At 43.7% G+C, this 23,882-nt stretch carries 12 protein-coding genes; all 12 read left to right on the top strand.

Annotated features, from left to right (window positions below; translation table 11 throughout):
• The first annotated feature begins 33 nt into the window (after positions 1-33).
• The 12 genes from Q0C76_RS02895 (at position 34) to Q0C76_RS02840 (ending at position 23,847) form a co-directional block, all read left to right on the top strand.
• Positions 34-933 carry a glycine betaine ABC transporter substrate-binding protein gene (locus Q0C76_RS02895; RefSeq protein ID WP_295729477.1) on the top strand — a complete coding sequence of 300 codons (900 nt, stop codon included), beginning with the start codon at positions 34-36 and terminating at the stop codon, positions 931-933.
• 60 nt (positions 934-993) lie between these two features.
• Positions 994-1,644, top strand: coding sequence for an ABC transporter permease (locus Q0C76_RS02890; RefSeq protein WP_295729475.1), 651 nt, complete (start codon positions 994-996; stop codon positions 1,642-1,644).
• A complete protein-coding gene (locus Q0C76_RS02885) occupies positions 1,619-2,389 on the top strand; it encodes an ABC transporter ATP-binding protein (protein WP_295729474.1) in 771 nt (256 codons plus the stop codon). Before Q0C76_RS02890 ends, Q0C76_RS02885 begins: the two co-directional genes overlap by 26 nt.
• On the top strand, positions 2,382-3,053 hold the full coding sequence (locus tag Q0C76_RS02880; protein WP_295729472.1) for an ABC transporter permease: 672 nt from the start codon (positions 2,382-2,384) through the stop codon (positions 3,051-3,053). The genes Q0C76_RS02885 and Q0C76_RS02880 overlap by 8 nt, the downstream gene beginning before the upstream one ends.
• 234 nt (positions 3,054-3,287) lie before the next feature.
• Positions 3,288-4,166 carry a hypothetical protein gene (locus Q0C76_RS02875; protein ID WP_295729471.1) on the top strand — a complete coding sequence of 293 codons (879 nt, stop codon included), beginning with the start codon at positions 3,288-3,290 and terminating at the stop codon, positions 4,164-4,166.
• Entirely contained in the window at positions 4,154-4,297 is a 144-nt protein-coding gene (locus tag Q0C76_RS02870; protein WP_295729470.1) for a hypothetical protein, read from the top strand. The genes Q0C76_RS02875 and Q0C76_RS02870 overlap by 13 nt, the downstream gene beginning before the upstream one ends.
• Positions 4,298-4,576: 279 nt before the next feature.
• Entirely contained in the window at positions 4,577-10,384 is a 5,808-nt protein-coding gene (locus Q0C76_RS02865; protein WP_295729469.1) for a mucin-binding protein, read from the top strand.
• A 211-nt stretch (positions 10,385-10,595) separates the two neighbouring features.
• Positions 10,596-16,757 carry a mucin-binding protein gene (locus Q0C76_RS02860; RefSeq protein ID WP_295729467.1) on the top strand — a complete coding sequence of 2,054 codons (6,162 nt, stop codon included), beginning with the start codon at positions 10,596-10,598 and terminating at the stop codon, positions 16,755-16,757.
• A 153-nt stretch (positions 16,758-16,910) separates the two neighbouring features.
• Positions 16,911-17,867: an efflux RND transporter periplasmic adaptor subunit gene (locus Q0C76_RS02855; protein WP_295729466.1), complete on the top strand. Its 957-nt coding sequence runs from the start codon at positions 16,911-16,913 to the stop codon at positions 17,865-17,867.
• Positions 17,867-18,565, top strand: a complete 699-nt coding sequence (locus tag Q0C76_RS02850) for an ABC transporter ATP-binding protein (RefSeq protein ID WP_295729465.1) — start codon at positions 17,867-17,869, stop codon at positions 18,563-18,565. Before Q0C76_RS02855 ends, Q0C76_RS02850 begins: the two co-directional genes overlap by 1 nt.
• Entirely contained in the window at positions 18,552-19,787 is a 1,236-nt protein-coding gene (locus Q0C76_RS02845) for an ABC transporter permease (protein ID WP_295729464.1), read from the top strand. The genes Q0C76_RS02850 and Q0C76_RS02845 overlap by 14 nt, the downstream gene beginning before the upstream one ends.
• A gap of 148 nt (positions 19,788-19,935) precedes the next feature.
• The gene (locus Q0C76_RS02840; RefSeq protein WP_295729463.1) at positions 19,936-23,847 is read left to right on the top strand and encodes a mucin-binding protein; all 3,912 of its coding nucleotides are present in this window, start codon (positions 19,936-19,938) and stop codon (positions 23,845-23,847) included.
• Positions 23,848-23,882: the final 35 nt, after the last annotated feature.

Here is a 23,882-nt window from a genome sequence, read left to right as displayed (position 1 = left end):
TGAAACTAATAAAGTTACAAAAAGGAGAAGCCAATGAAAATCAAAAAATTTAATTGGGTGGTACTTCTGAGCGTAGTAACCATCTTGTTAGGAGTTATGATGCCAGCTGGAGCGACTGCCGCTAGCACCAAACCAATTATTGTCGGTTCAAAAAACGTTTCGGAAAGTAAAACCGTTAGCGAGATTTATGCTTTGGCCCTTGAACAGGCGGGGTATAAGGTAACGCGTAAGCCGAATATTGCTAATAATGTTATTTTTAAAGCAGCGCAAAAGGGCCAGGTTGATGTGTATCCTGATTACACTGGAACCATTGTTGAGGCCTACTTAAAGAAGAAAGGGACTGGCAAGAGCGCTAGTCAAATGGCTATCATTGCCCGCCAAGGAATTAAAAAAGACGGCTTAACGATTTTTAAATACGCTCCAGGTGACAACCGCCAAGGAATTGCGATGCCGACGAAGGTTGCTAAAAAGTATCACATTACTAATCTTAGTCAATTACAAACGAAAGCTCACAAAATTCGCTTTGCTTCGCAAGGCGAGTTTGAAAAACGAGCGGATGCTTTACCAGAAATGAATAAGGTCTACGGAAAGTTTAATTTTAAGTCAATTAAAGATTATGATGTTAACCTACTCTATAAGATTATGGAAGAAGGCAAGGCCCAAGCAGCTCCCGTTTCAACTACTGATGGACAATTGGCAACAAGTAATTTTACCTTGATCAAGGATAATAAGGACATTTGGCCACCATATAACCTAGTGCCAGTAGTGAACCAAAAGGCTGCGAAGAGTCATCCGAAGATGGAAAAGACGCTGAACAAGGTTGATGCCAAGCTGACAACCAGCCAATTAACTGCTTTAAATAAAAAGGTAAATGTTGATGGGCAAAATTATAAGACCGTTGCCAAGAATTGGTATAATGACAATATGAAATAAGAAATAGTGGAGGCTGGGAATTAACTCAGTCTCTTCGCTTTTCAAGTCAGGAGTGATTATTTGTTAGACCAGATCATTCAATATTTTCAATCAAATAGTGGGCAATACTGGCAATATGTTGGTCAACACCTAAGTTTAACGAGCGTTGCCCTAGTCATTTCGTTAGTGATTGCTTTACCGCTTGGCTACCTTGGCTCGCGAAGCAAACTGGTGGCCCATTTTTGTGTAGCTTTTACGCAGGTTTTACGGATCATTCCAAGTTTAGCTTTATTATTTTTATTGATTCCTTTCATTGGAACTGGATTTATTCCCGCGCTAATTGCGCTGGTGGCTTTGGCGCTACCGCCATTATTAATTAACACTATTTTAGGATTTAATGAAGTAGGATCGCTTTACGAAGAAGTAGGAAGGGCTTTAGGAATGGATCAACGACAATTACGGCGGCAAATTGAAATTCCGTTTGCACTTCCCTATATTTTAAACGGTATTAAGTTGGCTCTTGTAGAAATTATTGCCAGTGCAACTCTAGCCACCTATATTGGTGCTGGAGGACTCGGGACGTTAATTTTTACAGGCCTCGGTTTATATAACATGACCTACGTCGTCATTGGCGCTTTAAGTGTGGCTAGTCTTTCTTTAATAGCCATGTTAGGCTTCGATTTTTTAATTAGGAAGGTGCAACGATATGACAGAAGTAACCATTCAATTTAGCCATGTAAAAAAACGTTTTGGTACTAATCTGGTCCTTCCTGATTTAAGTTTTCAAATCCAAAAGGGGGAGTTTATTACAATTTTGGGAACGTCTGGTTCAGGAAAAACGACGACGCTCAAAATGATTAATGGCCTATGGAAACCAACTGCTGGTGAAATCTTCATTAATGGGCAAAATATCGAGCAGCTGGATTTAGTAAAATTACGTCGTCACATGGGATATGTAGTTCAGCAAATTGGTTTGTTTCCTCACATGACAGTGGCGCAAAATATTGCAGTTACACCGAAGTTACTCCAATGGCAGCCGGATAAGATTAACCAACGCGTTGACGAATTATTAAGGTTAGTGCAGTTGGATCCGGATAAGTATGCTCAACGTTATCCTGCTCAACTTTCGGGTGGACAGCAGCAACGAGTTGGAGTCGCACGGGCATTGGCGGCCAATCCAGCATATGTGTTATTTGATGAGCCGTTTGGTGCTTTAGATGCTTTAACTCGTGAAGAACTTCAAAGGGAAATTAAGCGAATTCATGAATCTTTGACGGACAAAACATTCATGTTTGTTACTCATGATATTAATGAAGCTTTGTTTTTAGGCCAACGGGTAATGATCATGCGTCAAGGACGGATTGAACAGTTTGCCAGCCCCGATGAAGTTGTTCACCATCCGGCAACTGACTTTGTCAAAAAACTGCTGGGGACCGTGCGGCAAAATCAGCAACTTTGGGGGCGACAGAATGGGTGAGTATTGGAGTGCTAATGCGCCAACTATGATAGAAGAGATGCAACAACACCTAATCATGGTCCTTTCATCGCTGGGTTTAGCCCTCATAATTGCAGTGTTCATTATTTTACTATTTCTGCGTCACCAACGTTGGCTGAATGGTTTAACCTATTTCTTTTCCTTGTTATACTCGATTCCAAGTTTTGCCTTTTTTGCTTTGTTACTACCGTTATCAGGTTTAGGAATGCGGACTGCCATTATTGTATTAACTCTTTATGCTGAATACGTTTTATTACGGTCCTTTATTACCGGCATTCAGGGTGTCGATCCGCAACTGGTAGAAGTTGCGATTGGGATGGGAATGACAAATCGGCAAGTCTTTTGGAAAATTCAATTACCACTGGCTTTACCTGCGATTTTTAGTGGATTGCAAATAGCTTTAGCATCAACGATGGCAATGGCGACAATCGCTGCGACTATTAATGCTGGTGGCCTTGGTCAGCTATTATTTGAGGGCTTACAGGGTGAACAAGTTGTTCCAATTGTGTGGGGAACATTGCTAACCATGATGCTAACTCTTAGTTGTGCGATGGCCCTTTGGTTAGTTGAGTTGGGATGCACTTTTCGATGGCGACGAAGGATTAAACACACTGGAGGAGCTGATCGGAAGTTGGATGATATTTAATTCTTACATTGAAGATAAATAATTAAAGGCCAATTAGTGAGAGTATTATAGCTAGGGCTACTTCAATGGTCCGTACTGATGAAGTTGTAAACGGGCTTGACAGGTTAGACTGAAGCGGTTTAACTTATAAAAAGTTTTAGTTTAATAAAGAATCAAGGTCTGCTTACCGCAGACCTTTTTATGTGATTTATCCACATCTGACAGGAGGAAATAGACAAGGCGGAAGTCTTTGATATGGACCGGGATCGGTTAACTAAAATACTTCAAAAATTAGATACTGATTTTAATCGGTATGCATATCTATATACAGTTTTAGAAAGTAATGTTCTTGTAGAAAACGCCCAGGCCAAATTACAACAGATATTTGGCGAGAAAGTCGACAATTTTGTAAAGCCGGCGAAGAAACGACTAGTAGAAGAAAATTCTCATAAGTTTCAAAATCCGGGTACGGCCTTCTGGGCAATAATTATTGCTGGTTTGATCGGTCTTTGGGCATTTGCAACGATTAGTTATGTCGGGATTTTCTCGTTCCGCACATTAATTTTTTTTGCTTGTTGTTACGTTGTATGGGAGGGTGTTAAATCTTTTCGGAGTAACGTTGACAGTGAAACGGTTAAAAAGTTACGAGAGAATTGTGATTATTACGAAACTCAATTAAACGAAATGGTCATGGCCAAGGCTAAAGAACTCTATCTTGAAAACTTTAATCAGTTTTTAACAAGGCCTGAAGTCAAAGTACTGATTGAAGAGGTCAATGAACAAATTCAAAATTATTTGCAAGAATTTATGGCACTTGACTTTTCTAATTACCAACTTCTTCCCAAGATGTATCAGGATAATCAATCAGTTAATCGGGCACTATATTATTTACAAACCGGGCAAGCATCTGACTGGAAAGATTGCGCGCGTTTGCTTTCCGAAGAGGATTATAAAAATAAGCAAATGGCAGAATTCCATAGTCAGACCTTAAATCAAACTGCAATGTTGAATAATCAGCAAACGATGATCCAGAACCAGCGCGCAGGATTAAAGCAGTTAATAAAGAAATTAAGCGCTTTTCCAATCGAATGCAGCGTCATGCGGTCGCCCAGGAAGCCCAAATGGCGACGATGATTGCTAACCAAAGTAAACAAATGTTTCAACAGCAAAAGTTTCATCAAGAACAACTTAAACAGATGCAGACATCAATTAATAATGCCGTGGCTTCGATCAATTATGGAGCCATGATCAAAGTGCCTGAATAAAGTAAAAGGCCTGTCATGTAAAAATGACAGGCCTTTTTGTTGCACTGAAGTCAACTATTATTTGTATTTTGCCGATGTAATTTAACATTTTCAGCAATAAGGTGATTGTTTAGGTTGATATTATATTTTACAAATACAATTAATTACGTATAATAAATTTCTTATTAATAGTAAGTATAAAGTGATATGATTACAAAATACTGTAATATTTAACAAATTATATTAAGCCGATTATAATGAAACCGTATTCATAGATTTTGATAATTGGGAGGTTTTGTAATGGTTTCGAAAAATAATCGACAGTATTTACTCAAGCAACAAGCCAAACAGCGTCCTCATTATGGTCTGCGACGATTAACCGTCGGGGTTGCTTCAGTTTTGTTAAGTACGACCTTTTATTTTGGGTTGAATACTGCAGTTCATGCGGCCACGGTTCCAGCAGGTACCACAACGACAAATGTAACAACTAAAACAACCGCCACTAATGAGCGGCCAACGATTATTCCAAATAATCAAGCTGACCACTCGACAACCACCACGACGCTCAAACCTGAAGCGACGATAAAGGCGGCGGACCAAGCTAACCAAGTGAACGGCTCAGCTCAAACCAATCACAACCAACAACGGACCCTACAACAATCATTAGTAAGCACGGATCGGAATGCGCAACTCATCCCGACTAGCGGAAATGTGACGATTAGTCCAGCCCAATCCACCCTTGAATTAACGTTTAATGTGGCTAATTATCACAATGGTGATCAATATCGAATTCTGATTCCGAAGGCAGATCTCTGGAGTGGCCATGGGACAGCAGTGACGGCTCAAGGCGGCCCAGGCTTTACTGTGAAGGTGGATCGACAAAACGATGGCTCCTATGTCGTAACTGATGCTTTTACGACCAATAGCCAGACGGCAGCTGGAATTGTCCAAAGTATCGACATTAGCCTAGCACCTGTGGATCAAATTCATGAGCTCGGCAACTTAGCCAAAAAGATCATTGTGCAAAAGAATGGCAAGGATGATAGCAGTTTAACCGTCTTTGAAAATATCTCACCAAAAATTACCGTTGGTAATGTGACAAGGCAATTACCGGATGGCCAGGTTCATGGCCAAGTAATGGTCAACCAAGACGTTGAGTATTGGCTACCAGTTACTAATTCTTATGCTAACTTACCTTCTGCAGAACAATTAACCAATCAGCATTTTGGCACCTTTGACTTAACACTCAATGTCCCAGCGCATTTTCAAGCTAACCTGGCGGCGATGAAGAACTACTTTGCACAACGAGGATTGGCCTGCGGTAATATTACTCAGCAAGCAGCCGGTTCCCCGATTATTTTGACGGGGATTACAACTGCTGATAAGGGAGCGGCTGGCATTCAAATTATTGGTAAATATGTAATGGCAGCTCCTGGGCAAGACCAGACGGTCCAAGCGGCCGCTTCCAACGGGGATTTCCATTTTTATGGTGGCCAACAGCAAGTCTTAACCGTACCGGCATGGAGCGACACAATTTTAGGTAATTCGACAACGACTCCAGTTGGACAAGCGTTCACGGGGAAAGTTGATAATGCAAATCCAGATAGTACCGGGACTTATGATGCTAATACGTTGCCAGTGCAAGGCTGGAATGGTGATTTGAATACCATCGAGGTTGAGAACGTTGATGTTCAGAATTACCACAATGTGCACTTTCAAGCCAACTTTTCTCGCGGATACGCGGTGAACAAAGTTCAATTAGAGTTTCAAAGGGTGATTGGTCAAACACCATCACCAGCTTTGGTAGTGAAATACTATGATGGATCGAGCGCCACGGTAAATGGCCAAAGCGGGATCTATTATTTAGATGATCAAAAGCAACTCCAGAGTATTCAATGGGTTGGTGACTTTAATACCGGTGAACTTATCTTCCTATCACCTAGTGGGACGGTTGCTAACGGGATGACCATTAACGATAAGCTGACGGCCGGAATTGGTTTAGCAGTTGGTCATGATCCGAGTCAGATGTCCTGGTCTAATACCCAGGAACTGGTGGGCCAAGCTAGCGGGCAATACGCTTTTCAAAATATTTTAGAGCAAAATACCTTTTATCGAGACAAAGCTAATCCCGCAGGAATTGAGAATGATAACGATGGCTATATCGAGTTTCAATATTCAGACTGGAATACGGTTTTGTATGATTTGACTAACCCGCGGGTATACTTAGTACTACCACAAACGGTTGACCCAATGAGTGTGTTTAATGCATTTCAAAGGGAGGCCGATACGATTAGGGCAGGTAAAGTTACAATGTATCAGCGTAACGGCAAGACGATTGTTGAATACAATGGTGCGGGCACCAAGATGAGACCGTATGATCTTATATTTAATATTCCTTTCCAGTTAAAGACTGGTGTGCCAGCATCTTCAGACACGGGGACTTGGTTTATTTCAGCGGACAACCTGGTTGTCAATGATAAAATTTCTACATATGCTAAGGGAACTGAGGCTACACCGTTCCAAATGGCGATGCTGGATGGTGCGGTCAACGGTAAAACCCGGGCGTTTATTACTAAACCAGTCAAAATTGAAACCGCAGCCAAGCAACAAAATGGTGAGTTAGCCCAAGGTAATCAGGATCAATCTTTGACATCACAAGGGACATCAGATGATAAACAAGGTGCTGACATGGTCTTTAGCCACTACGTGGTTAGTGAACCAACCAATAAGATTTCTCAAATGACCAATGTTGTGATCATTACTAATTTGCCACAGACCGATGGGGCCAATAAGCACTTTGGTTTCCATTTGAATCCGAATGGGGTTCGAGTTATCAATTCATTAACTGGTCAAACGGTTGGTGGTGCCACCATTCTGTATTCAACCCAACTAGGTAATGACAATAATCAAAAGACGAACCTGGCTAGTTATAGGCCAGCTAGTCAAGTTACGGATTGGACTCAGATTAAGTCCGTGGCAGTGAAATTTAATAAACTCGCCAACGCTGGGTACCAAGTTGTCCTGGAAGGGATCGATCCAACGCTAGCTACTGATGCCGGAAATACAGGGGTTTTGACTGGTCAGACCTGGTGTGATGAAATCCCAATTCCAATGTATAATGCTCCGCAAGGCAGTAATATGGGATCATCAGCGGCGGTCAAAGTCCAAGGAACGTCAACGATTCATATCAAGTACCGTTATAAAGATATAGATGGGGTACAACACATTCTAGACCCAAGTTCATATCATCCAACGACGGAGGCGCCACTGCAAGGTGCCGTGACGTATACCGATAATCAAGATCATTTAAACCTAGGCCAAATTAATCAGGTGGCAACGGACCTGATTAATTCAGAAGGTTATCGGTGGTATGTGAGTGTTAACCTCAGCGAGTACCGTTTACTAGATCCTAGCAAGCCGCAGGCCACTGAGAACTCAACTCATGGCAGCTATGCGAATGGTGCGCCAAATAAACAGTTATCAATTAGTGATTTAACGTCGGGCAAGACGGTCAAGTATTACATGGATGGTGACGTGGTCATCTATGACTTGATTGCCAGAGATGAGGATGAACGGGCCCAAGTCAGCTTCGCTGATGATACTGATCACAATAATAGTGGATTACCAACACCGTTATTTACTCGTGGTAAGCACAATGATCAGATTACATTTGATGATTTACAAAATGATCTGAACCTGGTGAAGAGTCAAGGGTACGACGTCGTGAAGGTAACGGGCAAGACGGCCACACAAGTTATCCAGACTGGTGAACCGCAAGACTGGACGAATGTATTTGGTAAGTTTGATAATCAGCCAGAAAATGATGACACGACAGCACCAAGTCAACAGTTTGTAATTCACTTGCAACATCATTTGACTAAGACCCCAGTGGAGCGTAACTATCAGGAAATTATCCATTATAAGTACAACGATGCTCAAGGTCACCATACCGATCGCAAGGCTGGCAATGATCAATCGCCAAAACAAGTAACGTTTACCCAAACCACGACCCGTGATGAGGTTACTGGTCAAACCACGACAGGCGACTGGGATGCGAAGTCCAAGACCTTCGATCCGGTTAATACGATACCAATCAAAGGTTATACACCAGATCAAACTAGTATCCAGAACGTTTCAGTAACGCCAAATGCTGACCCAAAGATACCAGTTGAACGGACGGTTTACTATACGCCGGATGCTCAAAAGGCGACAGTAACGTATATTGATGATACTGATGGCGGTAAACATCTAGAAGCGAAAGACTTAACTGGTGTCTCAGATGAAGATTCCGGATACAAGACCCAAGAGCGGATTACACACTATCAAAACTCGGGCTACGATCTGGTTTCAGACGGTACGCATGGTCAGAACGTTGTCTTTGACCATGATGACAAGGTTAATCAGTCATACGAGGTCCACTTCAAGCACCACTTGACTCCGGCACCGGATGTCAAGAAGTCCTTCAAAGAGGTTGTCCACTATCAGTACAAGAATTCCAAGGGCCAACCGACTGGTAAGCAGGCTCATGCGGATCAATCGCCAGCCAAGATTACCTTTACCCAAACTGGTAACCAAAAGGATAACGTCACTGGCAACATCATTCCGGGAACCTGGGATGCAAAGTCCAAGACCTTTGATCCGGTTGATACGCCACCAGTCCAAGGTTATACACCGGATCACACGAGTATCAAGGATGTCACGGTAACACCAAATGATGATTCGAAGAAACCGGTTGAACGGACGGTTTACTACACGCCGGATGCTCAAAAGGCGACGGTCACGTATATTGATGATACGGATCATCAGACATTAGAAACCAAGGACCTAACTGGTTTCTCAGACGAAGATTCGGGCTACCAGACTAAGGACACCATTACCCGCTACCAGAACTTGGGTTATGACTTTGTCTCAGACACAACTAGTGGCAAACATGTCGTCTTTGACCATGATGATAAGACTGACCAGTCATATGAAGTTCACTTCAAACACGGTAAGATCACGGTGAACCCAGAAAAGCCAGGGAAACCGGGCCAGCCAATCAATAAGGATCCAAAGGGCGCTAAATATCCGAAAGGTACGGATAAGGATGGCTTAACGCATGTGGTTAACCAGACAATAACGTACGTGAACTCGGATGGGACCCCAGTTACAAACGGCATTAAGCCACATCACGACAGTCGGACCTTTGAAGAAACGAAAGTTATTGATAAGGTTACCGGAGAAGTCCTGAACGATACTTGGAGTCTATCGCAAACGTTCCCAGCAGTCCCGTCACCAACCGAAACGGGGTATACGCCGGATCGAAAGCAAGTAGCTAAGACGCCGGTCGAACATGATACGAAGGACATTACTGAGAAGGTTACCTACACGCCAGACGCACAACGGGCAATCGTAAAGTACATTGATGATACGACTGGCCAGACATTAGCGACGAAGACGCTTAATGGTTATTCCAACGGGCATTCTGGTTACACGACTGAAAAGACAATTCAGAGCTATAAAGACTCAGGATATGATTTTGTCTCAGATAGTACGAAAGGTAAGGAAATCATCTATGATACGGATGACAATACTGACCAGTCATACGAGGTCCACTTCAAGCATGGTACAGAACCGGTTAGTGAAACGACCACGGTAACCCGGGTGATCCACTATCGATATGATGATGGTACGCCAGCTCAACCGGATGGTTACCAGACGGTGACGTTCCAACGAACTGGAACCAAGGATCGGGTAACTAACCAGATTAGCTGGCAACCATGGACACCAACCAATCAACAATTCTCCTCACTGGTACCACCAACCATTAATGGCTATGTACCAAGCGTGGCATTGATCCCTGGGATGACGGTCAGCTTTGATACGCCAGATCAGACAGTAACCGTTGTCTACCACAAGGTAATAACTGCTAGTGACCAAGCAGGAACCGCAAATGGTGATCGTCAATTGAGTACCACTGCAATGAACGGTATTACTAACCACCAGTCCAAGCAGCGATTACCACAAACTGGTAACCATCCTGCTCAAGCAGCATTAGGCCTTGGCCTGAGTGCGATCTTTGGGATGATTGGTTTGCTAGGTAGTCAGCACCGTAAAAATGAAAAATAATTAACAACTGAAAAGTTATTTTCCTAACTTCGGTTGGATGAATAATTAGGAGACTAGTATCGTCAGTGTGACTGACGGTACTAGTTTTTTATTAAAGAAACATTCAGTCATTATTGCCCTATTCTTGGGGATTATTTGCTAGCAACCTTATGTTAAAATTAAAGAGTGTGAGTAATTATTTATCAAAAGATTTATATAGGAGATTCTATTCATGAGACGTAATCGTAATTTGGATAGTGCTAACCAAAAACAGCGTTTTAGTTTACGGAAACTATCAATTGGGACCGTTTCGGTTTTATTAGGAAGCACTTTTTATTTTGTCAGTAATTCAGCAACTGCTCAGGCCGATACAGTTGCTAAGCCGACAGTGGATCAAGCAGCCGCTGCCAAGGTGTCTACTGGTGGTCAGCAAGTTAAGCAGCAAGTCACACTAAAAAATTCGGCTAATCAGCAAAATTTTGCACAACCATCTAAGGACAATCGTTTACAGGTTGCGGATGTAAAGACCACTGCTACCAATCCAAACCAACTAGCAGCCAACAAAAGCACTACTGAAGTAAAAAAGCAAACCACTTTCACAGCAGATCAGCAACAAATTAATTCCGGTGATCCCTTACTGGTGAAGTTTAATACGAATGAAGCCAAAGCAGGTGATGTCTATAAAATTGTGATTCCCGAGACCGGTGATGGCTTAGATGCCAGTGGGACTTATAAAGTCGAAGCAGGGAACTTTAGTGGTAACTTTGCTACTGTGGATCATGTGCATGGTGAATATGACGCTGCTAACAAAGCGTGGGTCATTGTAGACCGCTTTACGAAAGATGCGCCGGCTTATCAAGTCATTGGTTTAAGTACGGGAACGAATTTTAATAACCAAACCGTCCATTCAACGGGGATCTTTAACCGGCATATTGATTTATATAAAAATGATCAACTGATTAAGCAGCTTGATTTCAAACAGCGGGTATCAACCGATGCTAATTTATCCTGGGAAAATTATGGTCGGAGCGGTAATCTTTATACGATGCAAGGTCACCGGGTTCAAGGACCAATCTTGACGAATACTGATTATCAATGGCTACTGCGGTTTGCCATTGACCAGAAGTTTAATCACGGGACCACAATTACGGTGCCAATGCCGGAACATTTTGTGCTCAATGCTGATGCGACCAAGCAAGCTAACCAAAAATGGTTAAGTAAGTTTCATGCTCAAATTAGTCAGCAAGGGACTCAAATTGTCATTGAACTGCCCGAATTAGCGCCAGCTCAATTAACTAGTACTGGCTATGAAAACGTGGCCTTAGTGGGTCAATTTAAGATGGACACCCCACGGGGCAATACTACGGTTAAGACCACGGCCAAGCCACAACTAGTTGAAAATACGGATGCTACTAAGCAGCAACGCAATACAGTCAGCATTGATCCAGTCACGGTTGAAATCTTAGGCGCCGATCATGGACCAGATAAAACGCCGATTGGTGATATGCTAACGGGGCAAGTCCAGCCCGATCGTTATGAGTATACAGATGATGGTAATCAAGATTACAGTAAGCCAGTTACCCCCAAGGAAGATACCGATGTTCACGATTTGAACACCGTTTCTTTTGGTAACCAAACAGGTTTTGATTTGAAGAATGTCACGGCTACTATTACCGTTCCTGATGGGATGAAAATTAGCAAGGTGCACTCATGGAACGATTTAGGGAGCTTTAACTACCGATTGATTTATACTGATGGTTCTGAAGAAACTAAGACCAATTATAAAAGTAATGATATTTATGCAACAAATGGTCGTTTGATTAAAAAGGTTGAACTGACTTTTGACCAGTTATTGGCTTATGACCAAAAGACATTTGATTTGGATGGAGTCTTAGCGGCGAAGTATCGTGATGGCTCCCTGGTCAAGGTCGGTAATAATTTACATACTGAACTGCAAATAGCATACAACCATGCGGTAGCCGACTTCACTGGTAACCAAAAGATTGTCGCCAAGAAACCAACGGTACCAAAGAAGCATTACAATAGCGTGAGTGCGAATGCTTACCAAAATGATAAGCAAGGTGGCACCCAGCACAGTGGTGAAATGGAGATTCGGGTTGACGATCTCACCCATGAACAGGAAAAGCTTAGCTTTTATGTGGTCATGCCAACCAATGCTACTGCTGATTTAGCCAACACAACGGGATTGCCGGATGATGCACAAATCAGGGCACAGCATGTTAATGGTCACGAAGTGATTAAAATCAGTGGGACGTTTACTCGTGACCAGAACGTTTCATTGACGATTCCGCTGAACAACTCGGAATTAATCACTTCCGGTAATCTACGTAGTGAATACCGCGTTTATGTAGTGTTGCCTGACGGCGAAGCAATCTCGAGTAGTAGTAGGTCGACTGGTGACGAACTGGCGTATGTGGAGAATCAGCCGAATACTTATCGACTAATGCAATCTTCATGGCAAATTCTCGCAGCGCTTGGCATTTATCCGACCACCCAGTCACAAGGAAATAAGGACATGGCGCTTACCACCAAGGGATATTCTGAAGATAAGGGCAGTCAAAACATGACGTTTGCCAACGTGGTGGTAAATTCCCAAGATGTGACGTTGACCAACGTCACGATGGTGGCCCATGTTCCAGGGACGGATGACGGCCAGTCGGAATTCAATTTCACTCTAAATCAGCATCAGCCGGCTCAAGTGGTCAACGCGCAAACTGGCCAGCAGATTGCAGGTGCCAAACTGTATTATTCAACTGACAATATCAACCTTGCTACCGCCAAGGATGATCCACAATTACGGACGCATTTTGTGGCGGCAGATCAGGTATCTGACTGGTCCAAGATTAAAACCGTCTTGGCAGAATTACCACAGGTAGCAGCTAATAGCATCTATAGTTTGAACTTAAATGGTGCTGATCATGACTTGGTGGCCGATCTGAATAAAACGGCGTATGCATCTATGACTACCTGGGCTGATAATCTGAAACAGAGTGTGATTACGCCAGCCGGGAAAAATTCAGCTTCCATCACAATTGGTGGACGTTCAAAGGTTAACTTTAAGTTACACTTCAGCGATAATAGCCAGCCGGACATCCAGGTGCCAGCTGCTGCCCACACTTACCAAGACGGTCGTGACACCATGAAACAGACCGACTTTATGGCTGCGACAAAGAACAGTGACTTTGATAATTATGCGACCCAGAAGAAATTTGGAACACCTAAGATTCCGAAAGCAATTATGGATGCGATCCCTGATGGCTATGTTTTAGATGTTGAAGCTGGTCCACGAATTGAAAATAGTCATGCGCAATATCCATATGGGTTACCGAATGGTACGGCCCAGTTTGGCAAAGTGGTCGCTTATGACTTTGATGGCGATACGGTTGTTTACAACTTGGTTAAGAAGGTAACCGTTACGAAAAAGATTACTCTTAAGCGGACGGTCACCTTTATTAATGGTGACACCGGGAAAGAGCTACAGCCAAAAGACCAGGAAACCGTGGATCCAGTGACGGTCACGGTACAATGTAATCCGTTAACGGGTCATGTTGATGTTACCGACTATAGTTCAGAATTTCAAAAGTTAACCCTGAATAAGGTAACAATCCCAGAACAGATTCAGGCTAATAGTTTGCAAAGTATCAATGCCGGGACTGATACGAATCGAGGTGCTGATGGTAAAACGATTCGTACTTTGACACCGATTTATCCTTCCAACTTGGCGGAGATTATCCAAAAATTCAATGCTTTAACTGCCAAGCAAGGAATCCAGATTAATATTAATTATCCATTAGTTTACGATTCGCATGTCAAGGTGGATCAAGGAGCTCAAGTACCTGATAACACGATTAGCCTTGTGCAGAACATTCAAGTGGTGTACGGTGCTCAACATGCCAATCTCGTGTTGGTTGGCTCAGCGCTTGGTCAAAACAACCAGCTGTTAAAGTCGGCGGTTGGAGCCGCGAAAACGCAGATTAACTTTGATCAGGTGACGGATCAAAACTTACAACGGCCAGGCTACACTTACCATGTTTACTATGCTGAGGAATCCATGAGTGACTTAACGGGTTTGTCTCAGGTTAAAGATCCAAATGCGGTGATGCAAAATGTTACAAAAGCCCAGTTAGATCGCGGGGTTCAAAATCAAGCGATTGTTAAATACGATAGTTTACAGGCAGCCTTGCAAGCTAACTCAGAATTCGATCATAATTCAGATGGAACGCAAGCTGATCAATTAGGGATCGCTGGCTATACGCAAAACTTCTTCGTCGTTTATTCACCAATTGAACAGCGTCAACAACATTTCTACATCATTAGTGATAATGATCCTTATGCGAATAACTCGGTAACGGCACCGTTTGCGCTACCTAAGACGACTGCACAAGCCGACCAGTCACAGACTGATTATTTTAAACTGACCGGTAATACGGGCGATGCTACCATGAAACTGAAACATGGCACCGCTAGTGAGACTTATAATGGGTTGGATGTCAACGTTTCTTATCAAACAGGGACTGCTGATACAGATGATCAGGGACAACCAATTCCTCACCACCCAAGCGTTGATCAGTCCAACCCGATGGCGTCGTATCTAAGTGGTTTGAAGGTTTACCAACGGGCCGGCTACTATATTAATCAAGCCACTTATCAAATGACGGATAATCAAGGCCATGTACATACCGTGACCCTGAAAGCTAGATTAACGGCGGCCTACGATCCGCAAAGTGCGGCTGGTTACTACCTTGGTGACGATAAACTATTGCAGATTCTGAACTATCTAGTTAGTGGTGAAAGCAGCAACGGCAACACCTTTAGTTTGGTGGCTGATGGTGCGACTGAGCAAACAAGTCCATACGTGATTTCAGTCGATGGCTTACCAAATGCAAAGGTTGGTGTTGACCCTAATTCAAATCAGTTGTCGATTACCATTCCAGGTGATGAGACTTGGACCTTCGATGATACGCAATTTAGTCAAGGACAAGACCCGCATCCGCAAGTGTTGAAGCTTAGTTATGCAGCTTACCCAATGGCAACTGATAATGCCGTCAAGGTCAAAATTCATTATATGGATGTTGATGGCGTGGAACCAATGCAGGCCACTGATAAAACTGACTTTGAAAATCAGACTGGTGTTCAATTGGCGCCAACGACAAATCGTTATTATGCATATTCGCAAGGAAATGAACTGGAACTTGATAGTAATAGTGAACCGCATACGATTAACATCACGAAAGTGGATCAAAGTTATGACAACACTGCCTATGATGACCAAGTGATTCAAAAGCTGGCTCGTGAGGGATATGTAGTCGTCCAACGGGACCGGCAAACGCGTGGCCCGCAGAAGTTTGATCCATACTCTAGTGATGCTTCTAACCGGTCATATGATGGTAATGATGCCGGGATGGTTTACAATGGTGAGTTATCTGGTGCGGTGCAGAATTACTACGTCTTCTTAAAGAAAGCACATACGATTAATTACCAAGTGAAGTTGGAAGACCAACACGGTAATGTTGAAAAGACGATTACTGAACCGACGCAGCTGGGCATCGGTGGTACCGATGAAGAAGTAGCGTCGACCCTTATGGATCCAAATAATGTGACTAAGCCATTGACGATTCAAGATCGTTACCAAGCAATTATGGATGGATTGCAAAATAAGTATACGGTGGTGCCACATGATTCATCTGCTCAGCAATTGAAGAAGTCAGATACGTTAGCGGGCTTAACCTTTAAGGCTGGTCAACCGCAGTTAGTAACGATTTATGTGACACATAAGCTAGTGCCAACTGAGCGTGAGTACAAGGTTACCCGGACAATTCATTATGAAGGCGCTGGTGATCAGACGCCGAGTGATCAGGTTCAAACTGTGACCTTTAAGCAAACGGGAACTAAGGATTTATCCACTGGGATTACACATTGGAATGCAGTTCCACGGGATCAGCAGTATTCAGCCGTATTGACGCCGAAAGTGGCCGGCTATACTGCAGATCGAGATCAGGTCGATGTGGCAACTGTTAAGTACACGGACGGTGATACTCATGAACTCGTTGTTTATTATCTTGTATCGACGCCTGATCATCATGAGGAAGGTCATCAGCCAACCGATCCAGGACATCAATATCATCCTGAACAATCAGGCCTTGATCAGCCTTCTTCATCCACAGTTCCAGAAAACGGACATGCTGTGCCGACAGCAACTCATCAGGTTCCAATAAAGGAGAATGGGTCGAGGACTTGGGCGGCTAATCAAAAGTCACGCCAATTACCACAAACTGGTAGTCAAACTCGACATGGTTTGATTGCTCTTGGGATGACGAGTCTTCTGACCAGTCTGGGTTTGTTGATTCCAAAGAAACGACGCGAAAATAAATAATCAAATTAAGAAACCCATCTTGACGAACTGCAAGTTCGCCAAGGTGGGTTTTACTGTTGGTAAAATTTTTCAAAATTTATGCTTGCCTTTCTGGTCAGCTACTTATATACTTAATCACATAAGTAACTAACATGGTATTGGAGGAGTTAAACTATGAAATCACGAAGAACCTCGCATCATCAGCGTTTACGCAAATTATTTGCCACGCGGCGACGCCGTTGGGCAATGGGTAGTGGTCTCGTCCTACTAGTAGTTTTACTGGTGGTTGGGATCCAACACTTTCGGGCGCAACGTGAAGCAGCCAAGCCAAAATACACCACGATGAAAGTAACTTCGCAACCGAGTTTTAATCTGACGGGAAAGATTGAACCAGTAAAGACGCAGACGTTAACGATTCCGGATGGGAAGCTCCAGAGTTTGAGTGTCAAAGATGGTGACCATGTCACCCAGGGACAAGCGATCTTGACCATGCATAATGATAACTTGCAAGAAAATGTGAATGAATTACAAAATCAAATGAGTAGTGGCCAGGGAGTCGCTACAGATGGGGAGTCCAATCCACAATCACTTAACCAAGTTACCAAAAAGGTCAACCAGACGGTGACGGCTCCTTACTCTGGCTATGTATCAATAGATCAGTCCAAACAAAATCAGCCGGTGGTAACCCTGTACTCGGATAATCTCCAGTTTACGGGACAAGTTTCTGAATATGACTACAGCAAGTTACACCAGAGCACTAACTTGCGAGTGCAAGCGTTAGCCACCAGGCGGGTGGCCGATACGGAAGTTAGCTATCTGGCGACGATTCCAACAAAAAATTCAGGTAATAATACCCGTTATAAGGTGACGGCCAACGTTAACGCCAATGAATTTATGGCTGGACAGACTGCCAAGGCGAGCGTTAAGCAAGACGGCGTGCTGATTCCTAAACGAGCCGTGCAACACGGTCAAGTATTTGTGGTTGATAGTGATGGCCGGGTCCGTAAGACTAAAGTGAGTGGCCATGCCGTGAATAGTTCTTATGTGATCACCGACGGAGTAGATGCTGGTGAACGGATTGTGATTAATCCTAATCACAAGTTAAAAAATCATGCAAAGGTTGACGAATAATGATTACGTTAAAAAATATCAATAAATATTATGGGCAGGGGGATCAGCAATTTCATGTTCTCCACGATATCAACCTCACCATTGATCAAGGTGAACTGGTGGCGATTGTCGGCGAATCAGGTTCAGGAAAGTCGACCCTAATTAATATTATTGGCTTTCTTGATGATGATTTTGACGGGACTTATTTTTATCAAGGCGAACCCATACATGACTATACGCGACGTCAATTTTCCAGTTTGCGGAATGAAAATGTGGGATTTGTTTTTCAAAATTTTAAACTCCTGCGGGAATCGACAGTGGCGGATAATGTGGCTCTGCCGTTGCTTTACGCTGGAAAACGTCGGCAAGAAATTAGTTCTCGGGTTAGTGAAGTGTTGAAGCAAGTTGGCTTGGCTGGTTACGAAAAGCAGCTACCAAAGAATATGTCTGGTGGACAACAGCAGCGGGTTTCCATTGCTCGCGCGATTGCGACCCATCCCCACTTTCTAATTGCTGATGAGCCGACGGGCGCCTTAGATACGGCAACTAGCCAGGAAATAATGGATTTATTTAAACACTTGAATCGACACGAGAAGACGACGATCATTATGGTGACCCATGATCCCCATGTGGCGGCCCAATGTGATCGGATTATTAAAATCATTGATGGCCGCGTGGTCAGTGATAGCAAGGGTGGTGAATCAGATGCAACTCATTGAACTCCTTAAATCAGCCATCCAATCCTTAAAAAGTAACCGAAAACGGAGTTTCTTGACTATCATCGGGATTATGATTGGGATTGCGGCCGTGATTGCGATCTTGGGGATTGGGGATGGAATTACTCAAACGATGTATGATAAATTTGGCAACAACGCCAAACAGGGGCAACAAACGACCGAGATTGGCTTTAACCCGAATCGGGCGGAATATAATTCTTATGCCTTTACCCAAAATGAAGTTGATGATTTAAAGACACAGTTTAGTGGTGAAATCACGAAGATCCAAATTGAACGGGAAACGGATAATTTATCAACCTCTGCGCAGGTTGGAGATGTGACCAAAAGCACGAGCGTTAGTTTGCTTAAAAAGCCCACGAAACAGGTTCACCTGATTGCTGGTCGCAACTTGACTAAGAATATGTTAACGACCGGACAAACAACGGCCTTAATGAGCAGTAAAGTGGCCAAAAAGCAGTTTGGGACGGCGCAAAATGCCTTGGGAACGACCGTCACGATTAATGATGTCACTTACAAGGTGGTGGGGGTTTATCAGGCGCAAGGCCAATATACTGGTGCTGGGGAACAAAATCCATACGGTGCTGACTTTTTAGTGTCCAACGCCCTGTATTATCATGGTGAAGGTGCCACACAGGGGAACACTTTAAAGCTGACCTTTAATCAAGGCGTCAACGCTAGTCGGATTTCGCGAAAAGTTGCCAAGTATCTGCAAAAGAATGGCCCCGCCCGTAATCAAGGGAGCTATCAATACGTTGATATGGAAAAAGCTCTGAAGCAGTTCTCATCACAAATGAAGATCATTACCACCTTTATTAGCTTGATTGCGGCGATTTCACTCTTTATTGCCGGCATTGGGGTGATGAACATGATGTACATCTCGGTTTCGGAACGAACGCAAGAGATTGGAATTCGGTTGGCAGTTGGGGCAACGCCATTCAATATCATGATGCAATTCCTGGTGGAAGCAGTCATTTTAACACTCACCGGGGGCCTGCTAGGCTTCCTCGGTGGGGCTGGATTAGCCCACCTCTTAGCACCGTTGCTATCGAACGCCATTGGCGGTGCGGGCATTCATATTCATGCCCATGTTTCGCTGCAAGCCTTTGTACTCGCCTTTGGGACTTCCGCTGCGGTCGGGTTAATTTTTGGGATTCTTCCCGCGCGACAAGCGGCGAATAAAAACCTGATTGATATTTTAAGATAAAGCAACCGAGAGTGTGATGTGATTATGACACTCTCGTTTTTTGTTACTTGATAGTTTGTTACAAATTTAAATTAACTATTTCAATGAAATCATTTATAATAAAAACGTTAATAACCTTTGTTTAATAATATTTGGAGGAGTATCAAGAATGGTTTCACGGTCTAATCTGCAAAAGAAAGCAGAGCAGCAGTCAACCCGTCGTCCGCATTATGGTTTACGCAAATTGAGTGTCGGCGTGGCATCTGTTTTACTCGGTACCACTTTATATTTAGGGGGGGTAACTGTTGAGGCACATGCGGCAGTGACGGAAAATGCCTTTGCAGAGTCCGCAAAGCAAAATCAGTCAATCGCTGCTAGTCCACAGCAAGAAAAGGCGAATAAAAACGCCGCAACGACTAATGCTGTGCAGGTAAATACAACACCCCAACAAAGTTTAAACACTACGCAACATCCAGCTAGTGTTTTGCCAGCACGATCGTTGTCAACGATGAAAGCCACTAACCCTGCTGATGACGGCGATAGTCAAATTAGCCGAGTGACCGAAAGCATTACTAATAAATATAATAACAAGACCATTCAAGAGCAGTTTACGATCAATACTCCTAATAATGGCACTTCTCATGATCAATATAAGCAGACGTATTCACCGTTTACTTTTGAAGGCGCTAGCAATACGGTTCACAGTGGTGAACAGGTCATTACAACGTCTGGGACGGCCTTTTTTGGGACGCTAAATGATGAAAATGGTAATGCACTGAAATCGCCGATGTACAATACGGCTTATCTCAATGGGAAAGTTCTGTTTTTAAATAGTAACAACCAAGTGGTATTAGAAACGACTCCGGGGACGCTGACTGATCAACAGATTGCTAAAGTTCTACCACCGGCAGAATTTGCTGAAAAACAAATTCATCAGTACGGGGGCTATGACTCTTATTATTCCATTAATGGTGGGGAAAAGATTAAGGCGAAAGTGGTACCTGCACAAATTCGCCAGTGCTACGAATCTGATATTCAGGTTAATATTACTTACCAGCCAATTAAAAAGCACACGTTGACGGTTAATTTTGTTGACGATGATGAGGGTCAAAAAAAGGTTACAACATACACGACTGATCCAGAATTACCAGGACATTCGTTACCGCTCAGCCTATCTGTTCCCCACAATTATCGGTTGGTAACGGGTCAGCTGCCAAATAATTATACTTTTGTTGATCACGATGAAACGTTAACGATTCACCTGGTTCATCAAACACAGCCCAGCTCACGTTCAACGGGGGTTACGCGGACGATTAGATATCACGGTGCGGGTAGTCAAACACCATCAAATAATGAGCAACGGGTTGATTTTACCCAAACCGGGACCACGGACTTGGTTACTGGGAATACAGTCTGGAATAATGTAGCTAGTCAAACGTACCCTGCATTCACAGTGCCAACCGTGGAAGGCTATCACACTAATTTAACCAATGGAAGTGTGCCAAGTGCCACGGTTAATTTTGGTGATCAGAATAGTACGGTAGATGTTAACTACCTTCCAGATAATCAAACTGGTCACATTATCTACGAGGATCAGGATAACCATAATGCAACGGTTGGCCAGACGCTACTGCAGGGAACCACGGGAAGTGACGTGGTCGTTAACTTGAGAATCCCGACTGGTTACGCAAAAGTACCAGGTCAGAATATTCCAGGAACGGTTCAAGCAACAGCGAGTGGGATACCTGACGTGATTGTTTATGTTCAACACAAGACGACCACGGTTACGCCTGACAATCCAAAGACAACGAAGGATCCATTGCCGGATAATCCGGGTAAGGATTATCCAGATGGGGTGGATCATGATAGTTTGAATCATACGGTTACCCGAACGATCATCGTTCATGATCCACATACTGGAGATCATCAGACGGTCCAAACCGTCAACTTAACGCGGAAGGCCACCGTTGATGAAGTCACAGGTAAGACCACTTATACTGATTGGTCAACGGGGACAATGCCAAAATTTAATACGCCAAGTGTCGCCGGATACACACCAAGTCGGCAAGACGTTGACGCTGAACCGGTCACTGTTGACTACAATGACCCGAAAATGGAGATTTCTTATACCCCGAATCCTCATTCAACGAAGTTGAGCTTCCAAGATGATCAAGGCACTCCGGTAGGTAGTTCAGTCACCGTTAATGGTAAAACTGATGAAACCAAGCATCTTGATACCGATTACCAGATGGAAGTTCCGGATGGCTGGGAGCTTGATCAAGGTCAAACGATTCCAGGAGAAATTGCTTTTGGCCCCGATGGACATGCCGATGTGGTGGTGAAAATTCACCACAAGAAGGTTGATGTAACTTCAGATCAACCAAAGACGACCAATGATCCATTGCCGGATAATCCGGGTAAGAATTATCCAGGTGGAGTTGATCATGATAGTTTGAATCATATGGTTACCCGGACGATCATCGTTCATGATCCACATACTGGAGATCATCAGACGGTTCAAACCATTCATCTAACGCGGACGGCCACCGTTGATGAAGTCACAGGTAAGACCACTTATACTGATTGGTCAACGGGGACAATGCCGAAGTTTACTACGCCAAACGTTGCTGGCTATACGCCAAGTCGGCAAGACGTTGACGCTGAACCGGTCACTGTTGACTACAATGACACGAAAATAGAGATTTCTTATACCCCCAATCCTCATTCAACGAAGTTGAGCTTCCAAGACGACCAGGGTACTCCCGTCGGTAATGCCGTTATCGTCGACGGAAAGACTGATGAAACTAAAAAACGGGGCGCAGATTACCAGATGAAAGTTCCGGATGGTTGGGAGCTGGACCAAGGTCAAGAAGTGCCAGCGGAAATTGCCTTTGGTCCAGATGGTCATGACGATGTGGTAGTGAAAATCCATCACAAGCAAGTTGAAGTAACTCCAGATCAACCAAAGACGACCAATGATCCACTGCCGGATAATCCAGGCAAGAAATATCCAAGTGGTGTTGATCATGATGATTTGAATCAGACGATTACGCGGACGATCATCATTCATGATCCACATACTGGAGATCATCAGACGGTCCAAACCGTCAACTTAACGCGGACGGCAACGGTTGATGAAGTGACTGGTAAAGTCACTTACACGCCTTGGTCAACAGGAACGATGTCGAAAGTGGATGTACCAACGGTTGCTGGCTACACACCAAGTCAAAAACACGTGCCTGCTGTATCAGTTAAGAATGGTGATCACGACAGTGAGGTTGACGTTACTTATGAACCAGATCAACAAACTGGGAAGGTTTCCTATGTGGACGGTCGTGGTCATGAGGTTACAACAACGCCACTGACCGGCAAGACTGATGAAACTGTTCAAATCAAGCCAAAGGTTCCTGCTGGTTGGAAGATGATTCCAGACCAAGAGATCCCAACGGAAGAAACGGTAACGCCAGAAGGGATTCCAACCGTTAAGGTTCTGATTGAACACACTACCACGACGGTGCAACCAACGGATCCTAAGACAAATAATGATCCACTGCCAGATAATCCAGGCAAGAAATATCCAAGTGGTGTTGATCATGATGATCTTAACCGAACCATTACCCGGACGATCAATTTGCACTTGCCAGATGGATCTATCAAGACAATCCATCAGGATGCCCATCTCACGCGGACAGCAACGGTCGATGAAGTAGATGGTCAAGTTGTTTACAGTTCTTGGACGACCGCTGATTGGTCAGAATATCTAGTGCCGACAATTAGTGGCTACACAGCTAGTCAAGCTGTAATATCAGCGATAGCAGTGACTGAGAAGACTGCTCCAGTTACGGTTGATGTCTATTACCACGAACTGCCACAGGCGATGCTTAGTCAAAACGGGACCAGTTCAACCATTACCAAATCCGATCATAGCAACCTTGCTCAAAAAAATGTCGGCGCTCAGCAGGAACAGCAAAAATTACCACAAACTGGTAATCATAATGCCCAGTCAACATTAGGCTTAGGTTTAAGTGCCTTATTAATGATGATTGGTCTACTGGGCGATCAACAACGAAAAAATCACTAAATTTAGTCATAATAAATAGCGCTTCTGCATTCAGA

Origin of the sequence: uncultured Limosilactobacillus sp. (genome assembly GCF_934202705.1) — a bacterium.
In the GTDB taxonomy this organism is placed as follows: Bacteria; Bacillota; Bacilli; order Lactobacillales; family Lactobacillaceae; genus Limosilactobacillus.
The sequence above is the reverse complement of the archived record's forward strand: the minus strand, read 5'-3'. Positions and strand labels throughout refer to the sequence as shown.